This is a genomic window from Citrobacter sp. CK202, from assembly GCF_030333225.1.
GTDB lineage: Bacteria > Pseudomonadota > Gammaproteobacteria > Enterobacterales > Enterobacteriaceae > Citrobacter_B > Citrobacter_B koseri.
In genome coordinates this window covers 82665-98311 of sequence record NZ_JAOWGI010000025.1, presented here as the reverse complement: position 1 = coordinate 98311, position 15647 = coordinate 82665, and the positions used below count along the sequence as shown (strand labels likewise).

General features: G+C 50.6%; 17 protein-coding genes and 2 tRNA genes. 7 read left to right on the top strand and 12 right to left on the bottom strand.

Going from position 1 to position 15647, the window contains the following annotated elements:
- Nucleotides 1-74: 74 nt before the first annotated feature.
- The 4 genes from OGX84_RS10065 to OGX84_RS10050 form a co-directional block, all read right to left on the bottom strand.
- Entirely contained in the window at nt 75-347 is a 273-nt protein-coding gene (locus OGX84_RS10065; protein WP_181574535.1) for a hypothetical protein, read from the bottom strand.
- 117 nt (nt 348-464) lie between these two features.
- Nucleotides 465-968, bottom strand: a complete 504-nt coding sequence (locus OGX84_RS10060) for a YqhG/Tai3 family protein (protein WP_012131801.1) — start codon at nt 966-968, stop codon at nt 465-467.
- The gene (locus tag OGX84_RS10055; protein WP_181574536.1) at nt 968-1336 is read right to left on the bottom strand and encodes an NlpC/P60 family protein; all 369 of its coding nucleotides are present in this window, start codon (nt 1334-1336) and stop codon (nt 968-970) included. The genes OGX84_RS10060 and OGX84_RS10055 overlap by 1 nt, the downstream gene beginning before the upstream one ends.
- A gap of 336 nt (nt 1337-1672) precedes the next feature.
- Nucleotides 1673-2797, bottom strand: a complete 1125-nt coding sequence (locus OGX84_RS10050; protein WP_181574537.1) for a YbdK family carboxylate-amine ligase — start codon at nt 2795-2797, stop codon at nt 1673-1675.
- A gap of 243 nt (nt 2798-3040) precedes the next feature.
- Between OGX84_RS10050 and OGX84_RS10045 the strand changes: the two genes are divergently transcribed.
- Nucleotides 3041-3604, top strand: a complete 564-nt coding sequence (locus OGX84_RS10045; protein WP_012131804.1) for a flavin reductase family protein — start codon at nt 3041-3043, stop codon at nt 3602-3604.
- 87 nt (nt 3605-3691) lie between these two features.
- On the opposite strand, the gene OGX84_RS10040 is transcribed toward OGX84_RS10045, so the two are convergent.
- From OGX84_RS10040 to OGX84_RS10020, 5 genes are all read right to left on the bottom strand, one after another.
- Nucleotides 3692-4669, bottom strand: a complete 978-nt coding sequence (locus OGX84_RS10040) for a FecCD family ABC transporter permease (RefSeq protein WP_172958466.1) — start codon at nt 4667-4669, stop codon at nt 3692-3694.
- 32 nt (nt 4670-4701) lie between these two features.
- Entirely contained in the window at nt 4702-5451 is a 750-nt protein-coding gene (locus tag OGX84_RS10035; protein WP_047462788.1) for a class I SAM-dependent methyltransferase, read from the bottom strand.
- The gene (locus OGX84_RS10030) at nt 5381-6394 is read right to left on the bottom strand and encodes an ABC transporter substrate-binding protein (protein WP_112001963.1); all 1014 of its coding nucleotides are present in this window, start codon (nt 6392-6394) and stop codon (nt 5381-5383) included. The genes OGX84_RS10035 and OGX84_RS10030 overlap by 71 nt, the downstream gene beginning before the upstream one ends.
- Complete coding sequence (locus OGX84_RS10025) at nt 6394-8463, bottom strand: TonB-dependent siderophore receptor (RefSeq protein ID WP_286457976.1); 2070 nt, start codon at nt 8461-8463, stop codon at nt 6394-6396. The genes OGX84_RS10030 and OGX84_RS10025 overlap by 1 nt, the downstream gene beginning before the upstream one ends.
- A 244-nt stretch (nt 8464-8707) precedes the next feature.
- Nucleotides 8708-8783: transfer RNA gene (locus tag OGX84_RS10020), tRNA-Asn, on the bottom strand.
- Between the two features lie 6 nt (nt 8784-8789).
- Between OGX84_RS10020 and OGX84_RS10015 the strand changes: the two genes are divergently transcribed.
- The 3 genes from OGX84_RS10015 to OGX84_RS10005 all read left to right on the top strand — a co-directional run bounded on the left by OGX84_RS10015 (nt 8790) and on the right by OGX84_RS10005 (nt 10597).
- Nucleotides 8790-8942 carry a DUF5951 family protein gene (locus OGX84_RS10015; RefSeq protein ID WP_153257545.1) on the top strand — a complete coding sequence of 51 codons (153 nt, stop codon included), beginning with the start codon at nt 8790-8792 and terminating at the stop codon, nt 8940-8942.
- A gap of 1 nt (nt 8943) precedes the next feature.
- The gene (locus OGX84_RS10010) at nt 8944-10434 is read left to right on the top strand and encodes an EmmdR/YeeO family multidrug/toxin efflux MATE transporter (protein ID WP_012131809.1); all 1491 of its coding nucleotides are present in this window, start codon (nt 8944-8946) and stop codon (nt 10432-10434) included.
- A gap of 87 nt (nt 10435-10521) precedes the next feature.
- Nucleotides 10522-10597 (top strand) — tRNA-Asn (locus OGX84_RS10005).
- Between the two features lie 101 nt (nt 10598-10698).
- On the opposite strand, the gene OGX84_RS10000 is transcribed toward OGX84_RS10005, so the two are convergent.
- Both OGX84_RS10000 and OGX84_RS09995 read right to left on the bottom strand, forming a co-directional pair.
- Nucleotides 10699-11238, bottom strand: coding sequence for a DUF2058 domain-containing protein (locus OGX84_RS10000; protein WP_012131810.1), 540 nt, complete (start codon nt 11236-11238; stop codon nt 10699-10701).
- Between the two features lie 127 nt (nt 11239-11365).
- On the bottom strand, nt 11366-11839 hold the full coding sequence (locus OGX84_RS09995) for a cold-shock protein (RefSeq protein ID WP_047462794.1): 474 nt from the start codon (nt 11837-11839) through the stop codon (nt 11366-11368).
- A gap of 301 nt (nt 11840-12140) precedes the next feature.
- On the opposite strand from OGX84_RS09995, the gene OGX84_RS09990 reads away from it, so the two are divergent.
- A complete protein-coding gene (locus tag OGX84_RS09990) occupies nt 12141-13874 on the top strand; it encodes an ABC transporter ATP-binding protein (protein WP_161799995.1) in 1734 nt (577 codons plus the stop codon).
- 174 nt (nt 13875-14048) lie between these two features.
- On the opposite strand, the gene OGX84_RS09985 is transcribed toward OGX84_RS09990, so the two are convergent.
- Nucleotides 14049-14375, bottom strand: a complete 327-nt coding sequence (locus OGX84_RS09985) for a winged helix-turn-helix transcriptional regulator (RefSeq protein ID WP_012131813.1) — start codon at nt 14373-14375, stop codon at nt 14049-14051.
- A gap of 90 nt (nt 14376-14465) precedes the next feature.
- Between OGX84_RS09985 and OGX84_RS09980 the strand changes: the two genes are divergently transcribed.
- Both OGX84_RS09980 and OGX84_RS09975 read left to right on the top strand, forming a co-directional pair.
- Nucleotides 14466-14792: a nuclear transport factor 2 family protein gene (locus OGX84_RS09980; RefSeq protein WP_047462801.1), complete on the top strand. Its 327-nt coding sequence runs from the start codon at nt 14466-14468 to the stop codon at nt 14790-14792.
- Nucleotides 14792-15571, top strand: a complete 780-nt coding sequence (locus OGX84_RS09975) for an SDR family oxidoreductase (protein WP_058669334.1) — start codon at nt 14792-14794, stop codon at nt 15569-15571. The genes OGX84_RS09980 and OGX84_RS09975 overlap by 1 nt, the downstream gene beginning before the upstream one ends.
- The last annotated feature ends 76 nt before the right edge of the window (nt 15572-15647 follow it).

Genomic DNA, 15647 nt, shown 5'->3' with positions numbered 1-15647 from the left:
CGTCACGCTCGGAAGCGTATTGCGACAATTGCCTGATAAAAGGGCCGAATAACCATTTTCGGCCCTGGCGTGCATCATTTTTTATAATTCTTTGGTGCTGATAGCAGCATTTTTCGCATACGTTCCATGACGGTGTTTAAGTCCACCGCGCGTTTAATCATACTGCGTATTCTGTCTGAATCATTGATGCCCTTTTTGACATACCGGGCAATATATTGCAGAACGTATTTATCCTCATCACTGTGGGTGCGTAATGACAAGTTCTCTACGGTCTGCAATATCTGACCCGCCAGCGACTGACGCTGGCGGGAGTGGGCTCTTATATCCTTAAATGACTGCTGAATCATAAAACATTCTGTAGCGCTGACGTTGTTGAATCCACCGGAGGACGAAAGAAAAGCATAATGACTGTTAAGGTCGGCCGCGAATTGGGATTAATTTAGCGGCCGTCATAATCTCCCTATTTAATTGGTGGTTGCAGCATGTTGCTTCGCTTTCTCAATGGCGTGCGCGTCAAATATGTAATGCTCATAACCGGCGGTAACATTCTTCACTCTGTATATTTTCCACTTGCCGCCCTCTCTTTTTAGGTAGACTCCAATTTGATACGTCTGATTGTTTTGTCGACCCAACCAAACATCGACGTATTCACCACCAAAACAGTTTTTAGCTTTTCCAACTTTCAATAAGGGGATCCAATCTGCTGAATAATCTTGCGCATATGTATAGTAATCGGTGTCGATAATCTCCTGCTCATAAATATGAGAGATAGTATTTAGTTGGGCTAGCGTATCCTTCGAAATATATTCATCCATCTTTTCAGGCGCAGGCTTTATTTTCCCTTCACTATTTGCAAACACGTTTAGATAGTAAGTATAGAAATCTGAAACACGCCGTTCTGCGTTATCGCGTCCTGAGCTGCACGCGGTAATTGCAAATATCATGAGAACAACATAAAGGGCTTTCATCAATCCTTCCTGTACATTTGATGCGCTGGCTTTGACGAACGGTATCCAGGACCGCCCCAAAAATCCCGCTGTTTAAAGTCTGAATACCAATCCTGGCCGTCGTAAATAGCCATGTGACCGGCGGCGTGTCCTCCCGCGTAAGGCTGAATCACTACCACGTCGCCAGCTCTGGGGGATTGCGTTGAAGGTATTTTTCTAAACCCCGCAGACTCCAGCATTGGGCCGTAATCTTTGGCGTTTTGCGTGTTTGTTACGATCACGCCCCCTGCCTTTATGGCCTTGCGCACATACGATGCACAGTTATTCGTTGGCCCCGGTTCGGCGTGATGTTTTGCCCAGTTTCCGGCGCTTCTTGTGTCCCATCCCATGATTATCATCCATTTCAGTTAGAGAAATTGCTAATAGATACCCAATTAGTTAGGAGGGTTAATCATTTAGTGCCACAGAAAGCGTAACGTGATAAGCGAGGCAAGTGCGCTTGACGCTGAGAGCAGGCGGAATCAATAGCGAAGGGATTGCCTAAACGAATTCCGAAAAAAAAGAATGCGGGTATCGGAATATGAGCGGGAGACAGGTCAGTAGCATTCTGGACGAGATGATGTCTCCGGCCCCTTAAGCGAGAAAGCAAAACGTAACGATCGGGAACGTATTACTACAGTTGCCTGATAAAAGGGCCGAATAACCATTTTCGGCCCTGGCGTGCATCATTTTTTATAATTCTTTGGCGCTGATAACAGCATTTTTCGCATACGTTCCATGACGGTGTTCAAGTCCACCGCGCGTTTAATCATACTGCGTATTCTGTCTGAATCATTGATGCCCTTTTTGACATACCGGGCAATATATTGCAGAACGTACTTATCCTCATCACTGTGGATGCGTAATGACAGGTTCTCTACGGTCTGCAATATCTGACTCGCCAGCGACTGACGCTGCCTGGTTAACGTGTTGACGTAGCTGGCCTGTAAGCCATCGCGCCGGGCGTTAAAGATATTGTATTTTTCAATAGCATGATGTTTTTTGACGATATTTGTCCGGTTGGCTAACAGATACTGAGCCAGTATTTTGCTATAGCCTGTGAGCATTGCGGCATGAAATATTGTCAGCGGCATATCGCATATTCTGATTTCAATTGTGCCCAGAGCAGGCTGTGGCCTGACGTACCAGTAAATATCTTTGATACTTTTAATGATCCCGACATCGACCATCTCGTTATAAAATACGACGAACTCGTCCCAGTTATAGATGTTTTCAATCAGTTCACTGTTCAGAAAGGCGTTCTGCCCGGTAAAGCGGGAACTTGAAAAAGAGGTATCCACGCCATCCAGCCACGGCGAAGAGGCGCTGAGTGCAACTAAATGGGGCAGGTAGGGAATAAGCGCATGACACAGATAAATGGCGTCATCGCCATCCTGAACGCCAATATGAATATGCTGCCCAAATACGCAGGCCATTTTGGTGATGTAGCCATAGCGTACGGCCAGATTTTGATGACGTTGTAAATCGCTAATCACCTGTTCTCGCCAGTCGCCATCTAAATGGCGGCCGCCGCCGGTAACATCGCAGCCGTGTTTTCTGGCGACTTCCCTGACGTTACAGGCTAATAAAGATAATTCTTCATGCAGTTTAAACACCGAAGAGTGTACTGAGCTGTTCAGTTCAATCATTGACTTGGTTAGCTCATGCTTTATTTGCTGAGTGTGCGCCATATCGGCCAGCACGATATCCGCTTTATCCACCAGCCTGGTATCGTTTCTGTCGATTAACTGGAGTTCCAGCTCGGTGCCCGTCGTAAACCGCAGTGAGCGGGTAAAAGGTAGAGATACCATAATGTCCTCTGCACTGAGTTGTTGTGGTTGGCCTGAAATTCTATTGTTAAAAGTGTAGGTCAGACGGTCATGCCTGCCAGAGGTGAATCGCGGAACCCTGATTACGGTCATAAAACCATTTTATTAGCATGGTTAATTTTTTGCGATATGACGAGAGAGAGTATGCTGTAGCGCGAGGACTGCTCAGGTATTGCCGCAGCAGTGTGGCCTGTTTTTGTGGAACACTTTAACAGGAGTCATCTTATGAGTTTAGCTATCACTAAAGTTGATTATCCGGTCAGTCAGGTTCGCCGGTATTTAGAACCGGGCCCGGTTGTGTTGGTGTCATCCAAATGGAACGGGAAGACCAATATCATGACGCTGGGCTGGCATACCGTTCTGGAATTTTCTCCCTCGCTGGTCGGGCTGATGATTTCGGGCGGCAACCACAGTTTTGAGATGATCCGTCATAGCCGGGAATGCGTGATCAACGTTCCGCTGACGGATTTGGCCGAGACGGTCGTGCGAATCGGCAACACGTCCGGCGCCGACATCGATAAGTTTGCCGAATTTAATCTTACGGCACAGGAAGCCGATGAGGTTGATGCCCCGCTGATCCAGCAATGTTATGCGAATTTTGAGTGCTGTTTGTATGATGATGTGCTGGTGGAACGCTACAATTTTTTCATTTTCGAGGTCGTGAAGGCGCATGTGGCCACATCACCGGAACACCCTGAGACGATTCACTATACAGGGAAGGGGGAGTTCATGGTGTCGGGCAAGACAATGAATCTGAGCGCGCTGTTCAGGCCGGAAATGCTTATCTGAGCGTTTCCGGTGGCGCTCGTCACGGATAAATGGCAGAAAGCCCGCTTTTTAGCGGGCTTTCTGCCAGGGATCGCCTTCGTCAGTATTTTATCGGGAAGTCCGTGAAATCAGGAACAGAAATACCGGAACCCCGAGCATCGCCGTCAGGATGCCGACGGGTAATTCACGGGGCGCAAACAGCGTTCGGGCAAGCGTATCAGCCAGAACGGTAAAAGTCGCGCCGCACAGCATGGATGCCGGCAGCAGCGAACGATGGCGATGACCAATGAATATGCGGGCGATATGAGGCACGGTCAGCCCAATAAAACCTATTGCTCCGCAACATGCCACAATGACCGCAGTCAATAAGGTCAATAAACAATACAGGGCGAGCCTGATTGCGCCAACGTCCACACCAAGCGACGCCGCCGTCACATTGCCAAACGTGAGCACATCCAGCTCTATTGCCCGCCACCAGCAGAGCAGAAATATCGGCAACAGCACCAGTGCGCAAAGCAGTACCTGAAGCCAGGATGCCTGTGCAAAGCTTCCCAGCAGCCAGAACATCACCCCTCGCGTGGTGTCTGCATCCGTTTTCCAGAGCGTGGTTAATGATGTGGCGGCGGAGAGAAGCTGTGTCACGGCGACGCCGGTCAGGATAAAACGGCTGGACTGGCCGGATAGCGATTTCCGCGCCATGAAAAGCACCAGTGCGAAAGCCAGCATCGCGCCGCAGAACGCTCCGGCAGGTACAGCGGCCCAGCCCGCACTGAGACCAAGCGCAATGACCAGTACCGCACCAAACCCTGCGCCGGATGAGATCCCCAACACCCAGGGGTCGGCAAGAGGATTGCGTGTCAACGACTGGAGCACCGTTCCAGCCAGCGCTAATGCGGCACCCGCCAGCGCAGCAAGCAGGGTGCGCGGCATACGCAGAGACCATACGATCCGTTGATGAAGCGTTCCCGCTGTATCGCTATGCCAGTAGCCTGCCAGTATGGCATTTGCCACGTCCTTCATGGAAAAGGTCACCGGGCCATACATAATGGCAATGCAAAACGCCAGCATCAGGGCCGGAAACAGCATGGAAAGGCGAAAAACAGGAGAACGCAGCATGATTATTTCCAGCCAGCGATCACATAATCATCCAGGAATTGCCAGAGAGTACCCGTTTCGCTAAAACCCGCCTGGCGCAGAGCAGCGAGCTGGAATTCGACCGTGGTGGGCAGTGGTGTCGGGCGGTCTTTAAAGATAGCGGTGCGCGCGTCCATCAAATCAGCCAGCTCATGATGACGGGTGGCCGATGCAAACCAGCTATCCCAGTCCTGCACTCCCGCTGTCCAGGCTTTTTTCTGCGTATCTTCGTCATGAAGCTGGGCAATCCGTTTCTGGCATGGATTGCGATTATCAAATCGCTGATGATCGGCGTTCATGAATAAGCCATGTTCATCCAGCAGGTTAAAGATGTTGCGATAAAGCGCGACCTGCTGTTCCGGCAGCAGCCAGTGGATGGCCGTGCTGGAAACAACGGCCTGTGGTTTGTCGGTAATAGCGGCAAAGCAATCCGCTGTTGCAATATCGCCGCTGAAGAACTGAATACGGTCACTGTATTCAGACAAGGCTTCTTTGGCCAGCGTAAGCAGAAGCGGGTCGAGGTCAATAGCCGTTACTCTTATCGCCGGAAAGCGATTCAGAAGACGCATGCTGAATGAGCCTGGACCACAGGCCAGATCCACCACATGGAATTCTTCGCCATATAGCATTGCCAGAACATCCAGCGCGGCGTTATAGCGTTCTTCACGGTGAGCGATGTAGGCGCTTTGTTGTTCGTCCCAGTTTTTCAGTAATTCGCGGGCTGGAAAGGTCATGTTGTTCCTTAGCGTGTATTTGTGTGACTAGTCGGTGAAGGGCCAGAACTGAACGCGCAGATGCGTCCATGTCATAGCCAGGTAAAATGATGTAACGTTTTGCTTTAACCGCCTTCATGCCTGCGGTGAGGGGATTACGTTCAAGAAAATCGATTTTGCTCCGGGCGCTGTCGCCATCTCCCCCCCTTTGCAGATCGCCCAGGATCAGGTAGTCAGGGTCCCGTTCGGCAATGACCTCCCAGCTCATGGCGGGCCACAGTTCAGCACTGTTATCAAAGATATTTTTACTGCCGATGGTTTTGGTTAACAGCTCAGAAGCGCCATAACCGCCCGCCACATAAGGTGTTGCCGTACCGGAATACCACCACATGAGCGTTCTGCGTGGCAGTTTTATGCGGCTGTCAGCCGCGACCTGTTGCTTCAGTTCATTGATAAGCGCCTCTGCGCGCGGCTCCACGCCATATATGCGCGCAATATTACGCAACTCGTCGTAGATGTTGTCGAAGGTTACAGGCGCAGGAGGGCCACTTTGCAGGCCATTGCACATCCCCTCAATGAGCCAGCTTCCAATTCCCCATTCAGCCATCCTTTCACGACCGGCGGTCTCCGGGCTGTTAAACCAGTAGTAGCTGCCGGAATAGATAAAATCTGGTCGGGAACTCAGCAAGGCCTCTCCCGACCAGGGCGAACTGTCGAGACGTGCTTTTAGCGGTTTGTACCAGGGGGAGGGCGCGGTATCTTCATCTGGCCGATAACCGACAGCACTGATCACGGAATCTCCCAGACGTAATGCGAGCATGTTTTCCATTGCGGTCGGCATATAGACGATTGCCCGCTGTGGTACATGCTCAAACGTCCAGGATCTTCCGCAATTCTGCAACGTAACGGGATGCGCAAAGCTGGCGAAGGTTGCCAGCAATGCGAGGGAGGCCAGGCGTTTCATCAGAAGCGCATGTTGACATAGGCTTCGTAAGTTCGACCTGGCGCAATCATTTCCTGCCCTGTATAAGTACGCTGCCAGGTGTAAAAGCGATCTGTCAGGTTACGCACGCGGGTGCCTACGGTAACATCCTTAATCACTTCATAATCGGCGTTCAGGTCGACAGTCGTGTAATCGCCCATTTTGTTTTTGTTGGCATCATCGTTATAGCTACTGCCAACATAGTGGAGCTGTGCGTCCAGCCCCAGTTTGCTAATCGGCATATAACGGCCAGAAAGGTTAGCCGTCCACTCCGGGATATAGCGCGGCTGATTACCGGAAAGGTCCTGCGTACCTTGTTTGAAATGGTCAAAGCGCGCATGGGTATAAGCCACATTACCCGCCAGCGTGACGCTATCCAGCGGTTTAATCAATCCGCTGAACTCGATGCCGCGCGAAGTCTGCTTGCCAACCGCATTCCATACACCGGCCTGGACAGCCGATTGTTGATAAAGATTTTTTTTCTGGAGATCGTAAACGGCCAGCTTCATTTCGCCGTGGTCGAATGTCCCTTTTACACCGGCTTCATATTGCTGAACTTCTGTAAGCGGCAGGGACGTTTGTTCAGGGCTGATAAAGAAGATATCGCTGCCGGGCTCTTTACCTGTGGAATAGTTGGCATACACCGTCCAGTTTTCGTTAATGGCCCAGCTCGGCCCAATACCAACGCTCATAAAGCTATAGCTACGATTGATGGTTTTATTGTCCTGCTGGTAATTCCAGTGCATATCCAGGTTGGTATAGCGCAACTGGCTTAACAGGGCGACAGCATCAGTGATATTCAGATTGTCTTCCAGCAGCAAGGCATACTGGTTCTGAGTGATGTGACGAACAGGTGAGCGCATCTTGCCACCCGCACCGGTGCGAAAGTCATTGGAGGCGGGGTTGGTCAGCAGAACATCTTCGCCCCCCGGGAAGCCGTTAGAATAGTACTGGAATTCGCGTTTTGAAAAATCGACACCCGCAGTCACGCGGTTGGCGAATGATGCAATCGGGTGATCCCAGGTGACCATTGTACGGTTGCCCGTCAGCTTGTCATCATGAGCAAGATCGCCATAAGAATCACGGGTAACATAGCCCGCTTTGTTTGACGGGTAATAGCGTTCAACGTTCTGCCATTCGCGGAATCCTTTGTAATAATAGAACTGGTTATCAAAGGTTACATCAGGCGTTGCATACCAGGACTGGGTTGACTGGAATGAGGTTGCCTGGCTGCGGATATGCGCATCCTGAATGTTGTTGTAGTTTACATGGCGCAAGTCGCGATCAACTTTACCGTTGATGACAGGCGTCCCGAAATAGGGATTGCGCATATCCGTTAAGCTACGATCGATGTCAAAAGTGACCTGTGTGTTATCGGTCGGCGTCAGCAGGAGCTGTGCGCTGACGCGCTTCGGGCGACTGCGCTCTTTATCAACCTGAGTGCCGGTATTTGATGCGCTTACATCCACGCGGCCAGCAGCTATACCCTCAACAAGCGTACCGCCCGCGCCGATGTGGGCGCGATGGCTGTTATAGCTTGACCAGCTATAGTCAGCTTCCACTGGCTGTCGACCAAAGGTTGCTCTACGTGATATCAGGTTGACGCTGCCACCGGCAGAACTCAGACCATTTAAAACGGAGCCTGTGCCATACAGGATGTCCACGTTTTCATAATGAACCGGGTCGGCGATTTGAATGGTGCTACCGGGTACAGCCACGCCGTTTAGCAGCCAGGAAACGCCGGAGAAGCCGCGCAGTGAAACGCTGTTTGAGAGCGTAGGTGAGCTGGTGCCGGACATGCCCGGGGCGGTCTCAACAACCTCGGTGAGCGTGCGTTTTCCCTTAGCCGTAATGGTTCTGGCGCTGATGGTTTCAGTATGGCGTGGCGTTTGCTTATCGGTCAGACCGAGACGTGAGGCTGAGCCGGATGAAAGACGTGCCGAGTCGGATTCGGCGGAATAGTCGGATACGTCACTGCCGGTGACGACGATGGTTTCATCTGCTGCATAGGCCAGAGGCGAAGTATTTACTGCTACTGCGAGAGCTATCAAAGAAGGCTTAAGTTTCATAGGTTGGCATTACATTATAATGGATATGTTATAACATAACATATCTCATAAAGAAAAAAAGTAGGCAAATGAGAACAAGTGGGAAGGGGGCAGGAGAGGTCTGTGGGGGTGTCCAAAAACGACAGGCGTCAAAAAAACCGGCAATCCTTATCAGGACAACCGGTTCAATTTAACTGCTGCTTTTAAAACGCCTCAAGACTCACTGAGATATCTCGAGACTAAAATCTGGCTCCTCTGACTGGACTCGAACCAGTGACATACGGATTAACAGTCCGCCGTTCTACCGACTGAACTACAGAGGAATCGTTGTGGAGGCTTATCTTAGCGGCGAAAAATCTTTTGTCAAACCTCATTTCCCTGGTGGTGGTTCAATTGCTGCTTCTCTCAACAGTTTGTTGCAATTGCAGACATTTTACAGGGAAAAAACTTTGCAGCTTTTTGGATTCTCCCTCATTATTTGAAATGAGGTTTCAACTTTCTTCATTAAGGTCCACTTTGAACGTCTCCGCAGCCTTACGCCAGGCCGTCTCCCGTACACCCTGGTATGCCAAACGTAAGAGTTACAAGGTTCTTTTCTGGCGTGAAATCACCCCGCTTGCCGTGCCTATCTTTCTGGAAAATACCTGCGTACTGCTAATGGGGGTGCTGAGCACCTTTCTGGTCAGTTGGTTGGGTAAAGAGGCGATGGCCGGGGTAGGGCTTGCCGATAGCTTCAACATGGTCATTATGGCGTTTTTTGCTGCTATCGATCTGGGGACGACCGTGGTTGTGGCGTTTAGCCTGGGAAAACGCGATCGTCGTCGCGCCAGGGCCGCCGCGAGACAGTCACTGGTGATCATGACGCTTTTTGCCATCGTGCTGGCGGCGGTTATTCACTATTTTGGCGAACAGATTATTGATGTCGTGGCCGGGGAGGCGTCTTCCGAGGTGAAGGCTCTGGCGCTGACATACCTGGAACTGACGGTGATCAGCTATCCCGCTGCGGCCATCGCCCTGATTGGCAGTGGTGCATTGCGTGGAGCCGGAAATACCAAAATTCCGCTGTTGATCAATGGCGGCATGAATATTCTTAACATCATGATCAGCAGCGTCCTGATTTATGGCGTTTTTTCCTGGCAGGGGCTGGGTTTTGTCGGGGCGGGACTCGGGCTGACCATCTCTCGCTATATCGGAGCCGTCGCCATCATCTGGGTGTTGATGATTGGTTTTAACCCGGCATTGCGCATTACGTTGAAGAGCTATTTTAAGCCGCTGAACTTCACCATTATCTGGGAAGTGATGGGGATTGGTATCCCTGCGAGCATCGAATCTGTTTTGTTCAACGGTGGGAAATTGTTAACGCAGATGTTTGTGGCGGGGATGGGGACCAGCGTTATTGCCGGTAACTTCATCGCTTTTTCAATTGCCGCGCTGATCAACCTGCCCGGAAACGCGCTGGGTTCTGCATCGACAATCATCACTGGCCGACGGCTGGGGAATGGTCAGATTTCCCAGGCAGAGATTCAGCTTCGTCATGTGTTCTGGCTATCTACCATTGGACTGACCGCGATTGCATGGTTAAGCGCGCCGTTTGCGGGACTGATGGCCTCGTTTTATACCCACGATCAGGATGTAAAAGATGTTGTCGTGGTTCTGATTTGGCTGAACGCGGCGTTTATGCCGATTTGGTCTGCGTCCTGGGTGTTGCCCTCAGGGTTTAAAGGGGCGCGGGACGCACGTTTTGCAATGTGGGTTTCGATGCTGGGGATGTGGGGCTGCCGTGTGGTTGCGGGTTACACGTTGGGGATCGTGCTTGGCTGGGGCGTTGTCGGGGTCTGGCTGGGGATGTTCTTTGACTGGGCGGTGCGCGCCGCACTGTTTTACTGGCGTATGGTCAGCGGTCGTTGGCTATGGAAATACCCGCGTCCTGAGCGCATAAAATCGCCCGTTCAGCCTGAATCTCCAACGAAATGAAGAATATTTCGGCAAACGAACGTGTTTGTGCATTCAGGCTTTGACAATGCTCGTGGGCGTCGTTAATATGCGCCCCGTTCACACGATTCCTCTGTAGTTCAGTCGGTAGAACGGCGGACTGTTAATCCGTATGTCACTGGTTCGAGTCCAGTCAGAGGAGCCAGATTTAGAAAAGCCCGCTTTTTAGCGGGCTTTTTGCTTTCCGTCATCGGCATTCAGTTCTTTCAGTGCCCGGCACGCCGGACGCTGAACGACAAACGTTGATTACCACATCAAATCATCAGGCACTTTAAAATCAGCATACGGATCTTCTTCGTCCTGCTCTTCCTGACTAAGCGCACTATTTAGGACGATACTGTTAGCATCTCGCTGTGCAATTTTATCGGCTACGCTTGCGGGGATAATCGCGTATTCACATTCCCCACCGTTATCAACAACCAAACGCGCAATGGCGAGACGACCATTAATCAACTGGGCTTGCGTCGCCTTATCCACATCTATTTTTTTAATTAAGTTATTATCTGTGAAGTTAAAACCAATATCGCCTTTTGAAATGCTGATTCTATTCATTTCAATAAGTTGCTTCACCTGCGCTTTATATTCTTTAGATAAAGCCGCTTGTTTTTGTTGCTCGCTTAGCTGTTTATCACGCTCAAGTTGCGCTTTTTTATTTTCTTCCACAGCCTCTCTTGCTTCACGCGCCTGAACTCGTGATTTTTTAGCCGTTCTCTGGACTTTGGCCATTTTTTTACTGGTTACTAATCCCGCTTTTAGCATCTGCTCTTGTAAGGTGAGTTTTGTCATCTTCGTTTCTGAAACCGTTGAATAATGTATGTGATTATACCCGTAATTTTTGCGTCTGTACCTGGCGCACGCGAGCCGGAATTCTGTTTATAACTGGCGCAGTATTCCGGCACGGGATTCAGATGAATTACTTGAGCAGTTTCACCGTGGCCTCTATGTCTATCTCATCTTCTGAGAAGATTAACGTCGTTCCCTGGAAGGTGGTGATTGCCAGTTTTCTCAGCGAGCGCATTTCACCGGGCTTTGCGGCTGATTTGGGTCTGATACTACTCATCAGCACGCCCACAGACAGCACCGCGTTTTCTTTATCAATTCGGGTATCGGCTGGCACTTCTTCGCTGTAAACCAGATAAGACTTGATCGACGTGAGCTTCAGGCGCTCGCCCGCGATATAGATGTATTTGCTTTCCGGGATGACTTTCACAGCATAAGCGGACAAGCCTTTGTTATTGGTGGTGGGTTCAAAAATCACCGCCGCGTCTTTCTTAATCAGCTCAGGGTTGGCAACCTTAATCACATGAAAATAGCGATTATCACCGTTTTCATCTTTGATAAATCCAAAACCTTTATCTTTAAACCACGTTGTGATTGTTCCGTTCATCGCCTTACCGCCTGGTTAATCGTTTATCTACTCAGTTTTTACAGCGCGCAGTGTAAAGCACAATGCCCACGCAGACCATGTCTTTGGCTTAAGTTTGGGTGATAAATGTCCATCAGACCAGGGGGCCGTTGGGGGAGGGGAAGTCGCGATTGCATTTGGCCGATGGCCAGAGATGGGAGAGAACGTCTACTTCACAACCCAGTTCACTGTTACATTCCATTAATGCAATTGAGTGCCATTCTCATCTATCATGATCTGCGACTCACACGATCTATGGCTACTGCAACAAGGGAGGTCGTCAGTGCTACTGGCTATCAGGTACGTCTTTGCGTCATGCCCACTTCGTATTACCGCACTTATCGTCGTTGTGTTGCTTCAGGGGCTGATACCGGCCCTCAACATCTTTATGACCGGCCAAATAATCAACACGCTGCATGCAGTGCAAACCACCGACGGCGATCTGATGCTGAACGTTGCGGTCTGGTGTGTTTCACTCCTTGGCATGCAGCTTATGCAGCCTCTGGTCAATCTTGTTCAGGGGGATGTCACGGAGATTTCGACCAATCACTTCAGCGCTAAGATTATGTGCCGTATGAACGACTCCTTTTCCCTGAGCCTGTTTGATAATAAGGAGCGTTACGAGCAACTGGAATATTTGAAAAAAGAAGCGGCGTATCGACCACTTAATTTCATCATCTGTATCATTTACGTTATCCGGGCAATCGTCATGGCCGGCAGTCTGCTGCTGGTTCTGATCAACTATTCAGGAGCAGGGGCGGCCATTTGTGCGCTTTCCGCCATACCGATGATTGCCATCAATATGCATATCCAGCAGAGATACGTGCGGGATTTATTCTTCACGTCTAAAGATGCGATTGCGATGCGCTACGTATATGGCGTCAGTATGGACAAGAGTTTTTTGCAGGAGATCCGGCTTTACGGTCTTGGTAAATATCTGCTGACTAAATTCAATGCGTCCGCTCGCAATACCTATAATCGCATGCACAAACAGCGCATCCGCGCGCTAATCACGCCTGTGCCAGCCATGATGCTGAGCCTGACTATGCTGTTCGTCGGGGTAACTCTTTTTTTAAACAACTTACGCACCAGTGATATTGCCGTGAGCGCGCTGGTGATGGTGTTTCAGTCCATTGTGATGATGAAATCGCACCTCGACGAGATAGCCAATTATGGTTCGAATCTCGTCAGCATGAGCAGTTTTTTCACCCGCTACCATGCGTTTATGACGGATAAGATTGAACCGGTGAAAAACGGGCACCTTACCTTACCCGCCGAAACACCTTTTGCCCTCAGCATTCACAAACTTCGGTTTCAGTATGAGGGGCGTAATCATCCAGCCCTGAATGGGGTTAACCTTGAAATTGCCCCCGGTGAAAAGGTCGTTATTCTCGGTGAGAACGGCAGCGGAAAAACAACTCTGATTAAAATGATCCTGCGTATGTACGCCTTCAGTGAGGGGGCGGTGTCTGTGTCAGGCGTGCCGCTCGACAGGTTGGATATTGAAAGTTACCGGAACCAGATAGCCACCGTGTTTCAGGATTACGGAAAATACGAGTTCACGGTGGGCGAAAACATTGCCCTGAATAATTATGATGCAGAAACCCCGTCGCCAGCGGTTGATGAATTGCTGAAAAAGGTAGGATTTCCGTATGACCAGCATACCCGGCTGGGCAAGCAGTTCGGCGGCGATGAACTCTCTATAGGGCAGTGGCAGCGGCTCGCGATTGCACGGGCGCTATACCGAAAGGCCAATCTGTTTATTTTTGATGAGTTCTCTTCATCACTCGATCCTGAAACTGAGCACCGGCTGTTTAATGATATTCTGGCCCTGAACACAACCGTGATCGCAGTGACGCACAGGCTCGGTAATATAAAAGAGTTCGACAGGATTATCGTGATGTCTGCTGGAGAGGTCATCGAAAATGGGGACTTCACTGCGCTGATAAGCCGTCGGGGAAAATTTTACGACATGTGGCATGCGCAGTTTAAATCGGTGATGACTCAGGCAGTTTAATGCTACGGGAATGGTACGCAGGTATTTACACGTCATTCCAGATGTAACCCATCCAAATATATCGTCATTGCCCCCGGTGTACGCCGGACAAGAGGTTCGGCATAACCATGTCCGATTTGAGCGAAAACCAGATATCAGTGATTTTCGCTCACGACAAAAAGGCCCTGGTGACAACTAATCCTCGCGTTTTTCCGCCCATTTCAGCATTGCATCAAGGGCCGGGCACAGTTCTTGCCCCCACTCGGTCAGGCGATATTCCACTTTCGGCGGCACCTGAGGGTACACCGTGCGTGATACTATGCCGTCGGCTTCCAGTTGTCGCAGTTGCTGAGCCAGCATCTTCTGTGAAATACCCGGGATCAGTTTTTCAAAATCAGAATAGCGCTGTACCTTTCCATCGAACAGATGAAAAAGAATAATTAATTTCCAGCGACCTTCCAGCAGTCGCAGCACATGCTCCACGCCGCTTGCGGCAGATTCTGGAGTGTATAACTTACTCATAATTCAGTTGCTCACTTTTTCGTGCGTACTTGTCAATTTCACAGTCTATGTTGAAAATTCCTGTACTGTAAACAACGGGAGTAAAGCGCCATGTCATTAGCCCTACCGCACGCTATTTCTGACTATTTTGCGATCAGCAACGGAGCAGATATTGCCAACGTTAAGCACTGTTTTACCGCCGATGCTGTCGTGACAGACGAAGGTAAAACGCATAAGGGACACGCAGCGATCGAGGCATGGCAACGTGCCGCACAGGCCGCGTTTGACTACAGCGTTGAGCCGGTTCAGTTCCTCACCGAAGGCCACCGGGTGACAGTCACCTCAAACGTCGTCGGTAATTTTCCCGGCAGCCCGATAGTGCTTAAGCATGCTTTCGGCCTGGTCGGCGGCAAGATCAACACACTGGAGATTATCTGATGTCGTTAGATCTTGATTTTCAGGACAAACGCATACTGGTTACTGCCGGCACCAAAGGCGTCGGCAAAGCGGTCGTTGGATTATTAAAGCAACTGGGTGCCAGGGTGTTAACCACCGCGCGTCATACGCCCACAGAATGTATCGCCGACGCCTTCGTGGCGGCGGACCTGACCACGGTCAACGGGTGTGCTTCAGTAGCTGAAGCCGTTCAGAAGCATCTGGGCGGTGTCGACGCCATCATCCATGTTGCGGGCGGTTCTACCTCACCTGGAGGTGGTTTTGCAGCACTGGGCGAAACGGAGTGGCAGCAGGAACTCAACCTTAATCTGCTGCCAGCGGTACGCTTAGATCGTGCGCTGCTGCCAGGGATGCTGGCGCAGGGCAGCGGGGTTATCATTCACGTCACCTCTATCCAGCGTGAACTGCCGTTACCGGAATCGACCACCGGTTATGCGGCGGCAAAAGCTGCGCTGTCGGCGTACAGCAAGAGCCTGTCGAAAGAGGTATCCCCGAAGGGGGTCCGTGTGGTTCGTGTTGCGCCCGGCTGGATCGAAACCGAAGCTTCGGTAGCGATGGCAGAGCGACTGGCGAAGCAGGCGGGAACGGATTACGAAGGCGGTAAGCAAATCATCATGAATGCACTCGGGGGTATTCCTCTTGGTCGTCCGTCAAAGCCCATTGAGGTGGCGAAGCTCATTGCTTTCCTCGCGTCATCTCATGCTGCCACCATCACCGGCACCGAATATGTGATAGATGGCGGCACCATCCCGACGGTGTAATCATGTATCTTAATCGGCTCGAATTATGAGCCGATTAAGATCGCCAGAGGCAGAAAATGGTTAATCGTAGCGTCCG

What these genes read in the sequence shown, in the direction of transcription:
- OGX84_RS10065 (WP_181574535.1), bottom strand. Translation starts at nt 347, where the DNA reads ATGATTCAGCAGTCATTTAAGGATATAAGAGCCCACTCCCGCCAGCGT.
- OGX84_RS10060 (WP_012131801.1), bottom strand. Translation starts at nt 968, where the DNA reads ATGAAAGCCCTTTATGTTGTTCTCATGATATTTGCAATTACCGCGTGC.
- OGX84_RS10055 (WP_181574536.1), bottom strand. Translation starts at nt 1,336, where the DNA reads ATGGGATGGGACACAAGAAGCGCCGGAAACTGGGCAAAACATCACGCC.
- OGX84_RS10050 (WP_181574537.1), bottom strand. Translation starts at nt 2,797, where the DNA reads ATGGTATCTCTACCTTTTACCCGCTCACTGCGGTTTACGACGGGCACC.
- OGX84_RS10045 (WP_012131804.1), top strand. Translation starts at nt 3,041, where the DNA reads ATGAGTTTAGCTATCACTAAAGTTGATTATCCGGTCAGTCAGGTTCGC.
- OGX84_RS10040 (WP_172958466.1), bottom strand. Translation starts at nt 4,669, where the DNA reads ATGCTGTTTCCGGCCCTGATGCTGGCGTTTTGCATTGCCATTATGTAT.
- OGX84_RS10035 (WP_047462788.1), bottom strand. Translation starts at nt 5,451, where the DNA reads ATGACCTTTCCAGCCCGCGAATTACTGAAAAACTGGGACGAACAACAA.
- OGX84_RS10030 (WP_112001963.1), bottom strand. Translation starts at nt 6,394, where the DNA reads ATGAAACGCCTGGCCTCCCTCGCATTGCTGGCAACCTTCGCCAGCTTT.
- OGX84_RS10010 (WP_012131809.1), top strand. Translation starts at nt 8,944, where the DNA reads ATGAGGTTTCAACTTTCTTCATTAAGGTCCACTTTGAACGTCTCCGCA.
- OGX84_RS10000 (WP_012131810.1), bottom strand. Translation starts at nt 11,238, where the DNA reads ATGACAAAACTCACCTTACAAGAGCAGATGCTAAAAGCGGGATTAGTA.
- OGX84_RS09995 (WP_047462794.1), bottom strand. Translation starts at nt 11,839, where the DNA reads ATGAACGGAACAATCACAACGTGGTTTAAAGATAAAGGTTTTGGATTT.
- OGX84_RS09985 (WP_012131813.1), bottom strand. Translation starts at nt 14,375, where the DNA reads ATGAGTAAGTTATACACTCCAGAATCTGCCGCAAGCGGCGTGGAGCAT.
- OGX84_RS09980 (WP_047462801.1), top strand. Translation starts at nt 14,466, where the DNA reads ATGTCATTAGCCCTACCGCACGCTATTTCTGACTATTTTGCGATCAGC.
- OGX84_RS09975 (WP_058669334.1), top strand. Translation starts at nt 14,792, where the DNA reads ATGTCGTTAGATCTTGATTTTCAGGACAAACGCATACTGGTTACTGCC.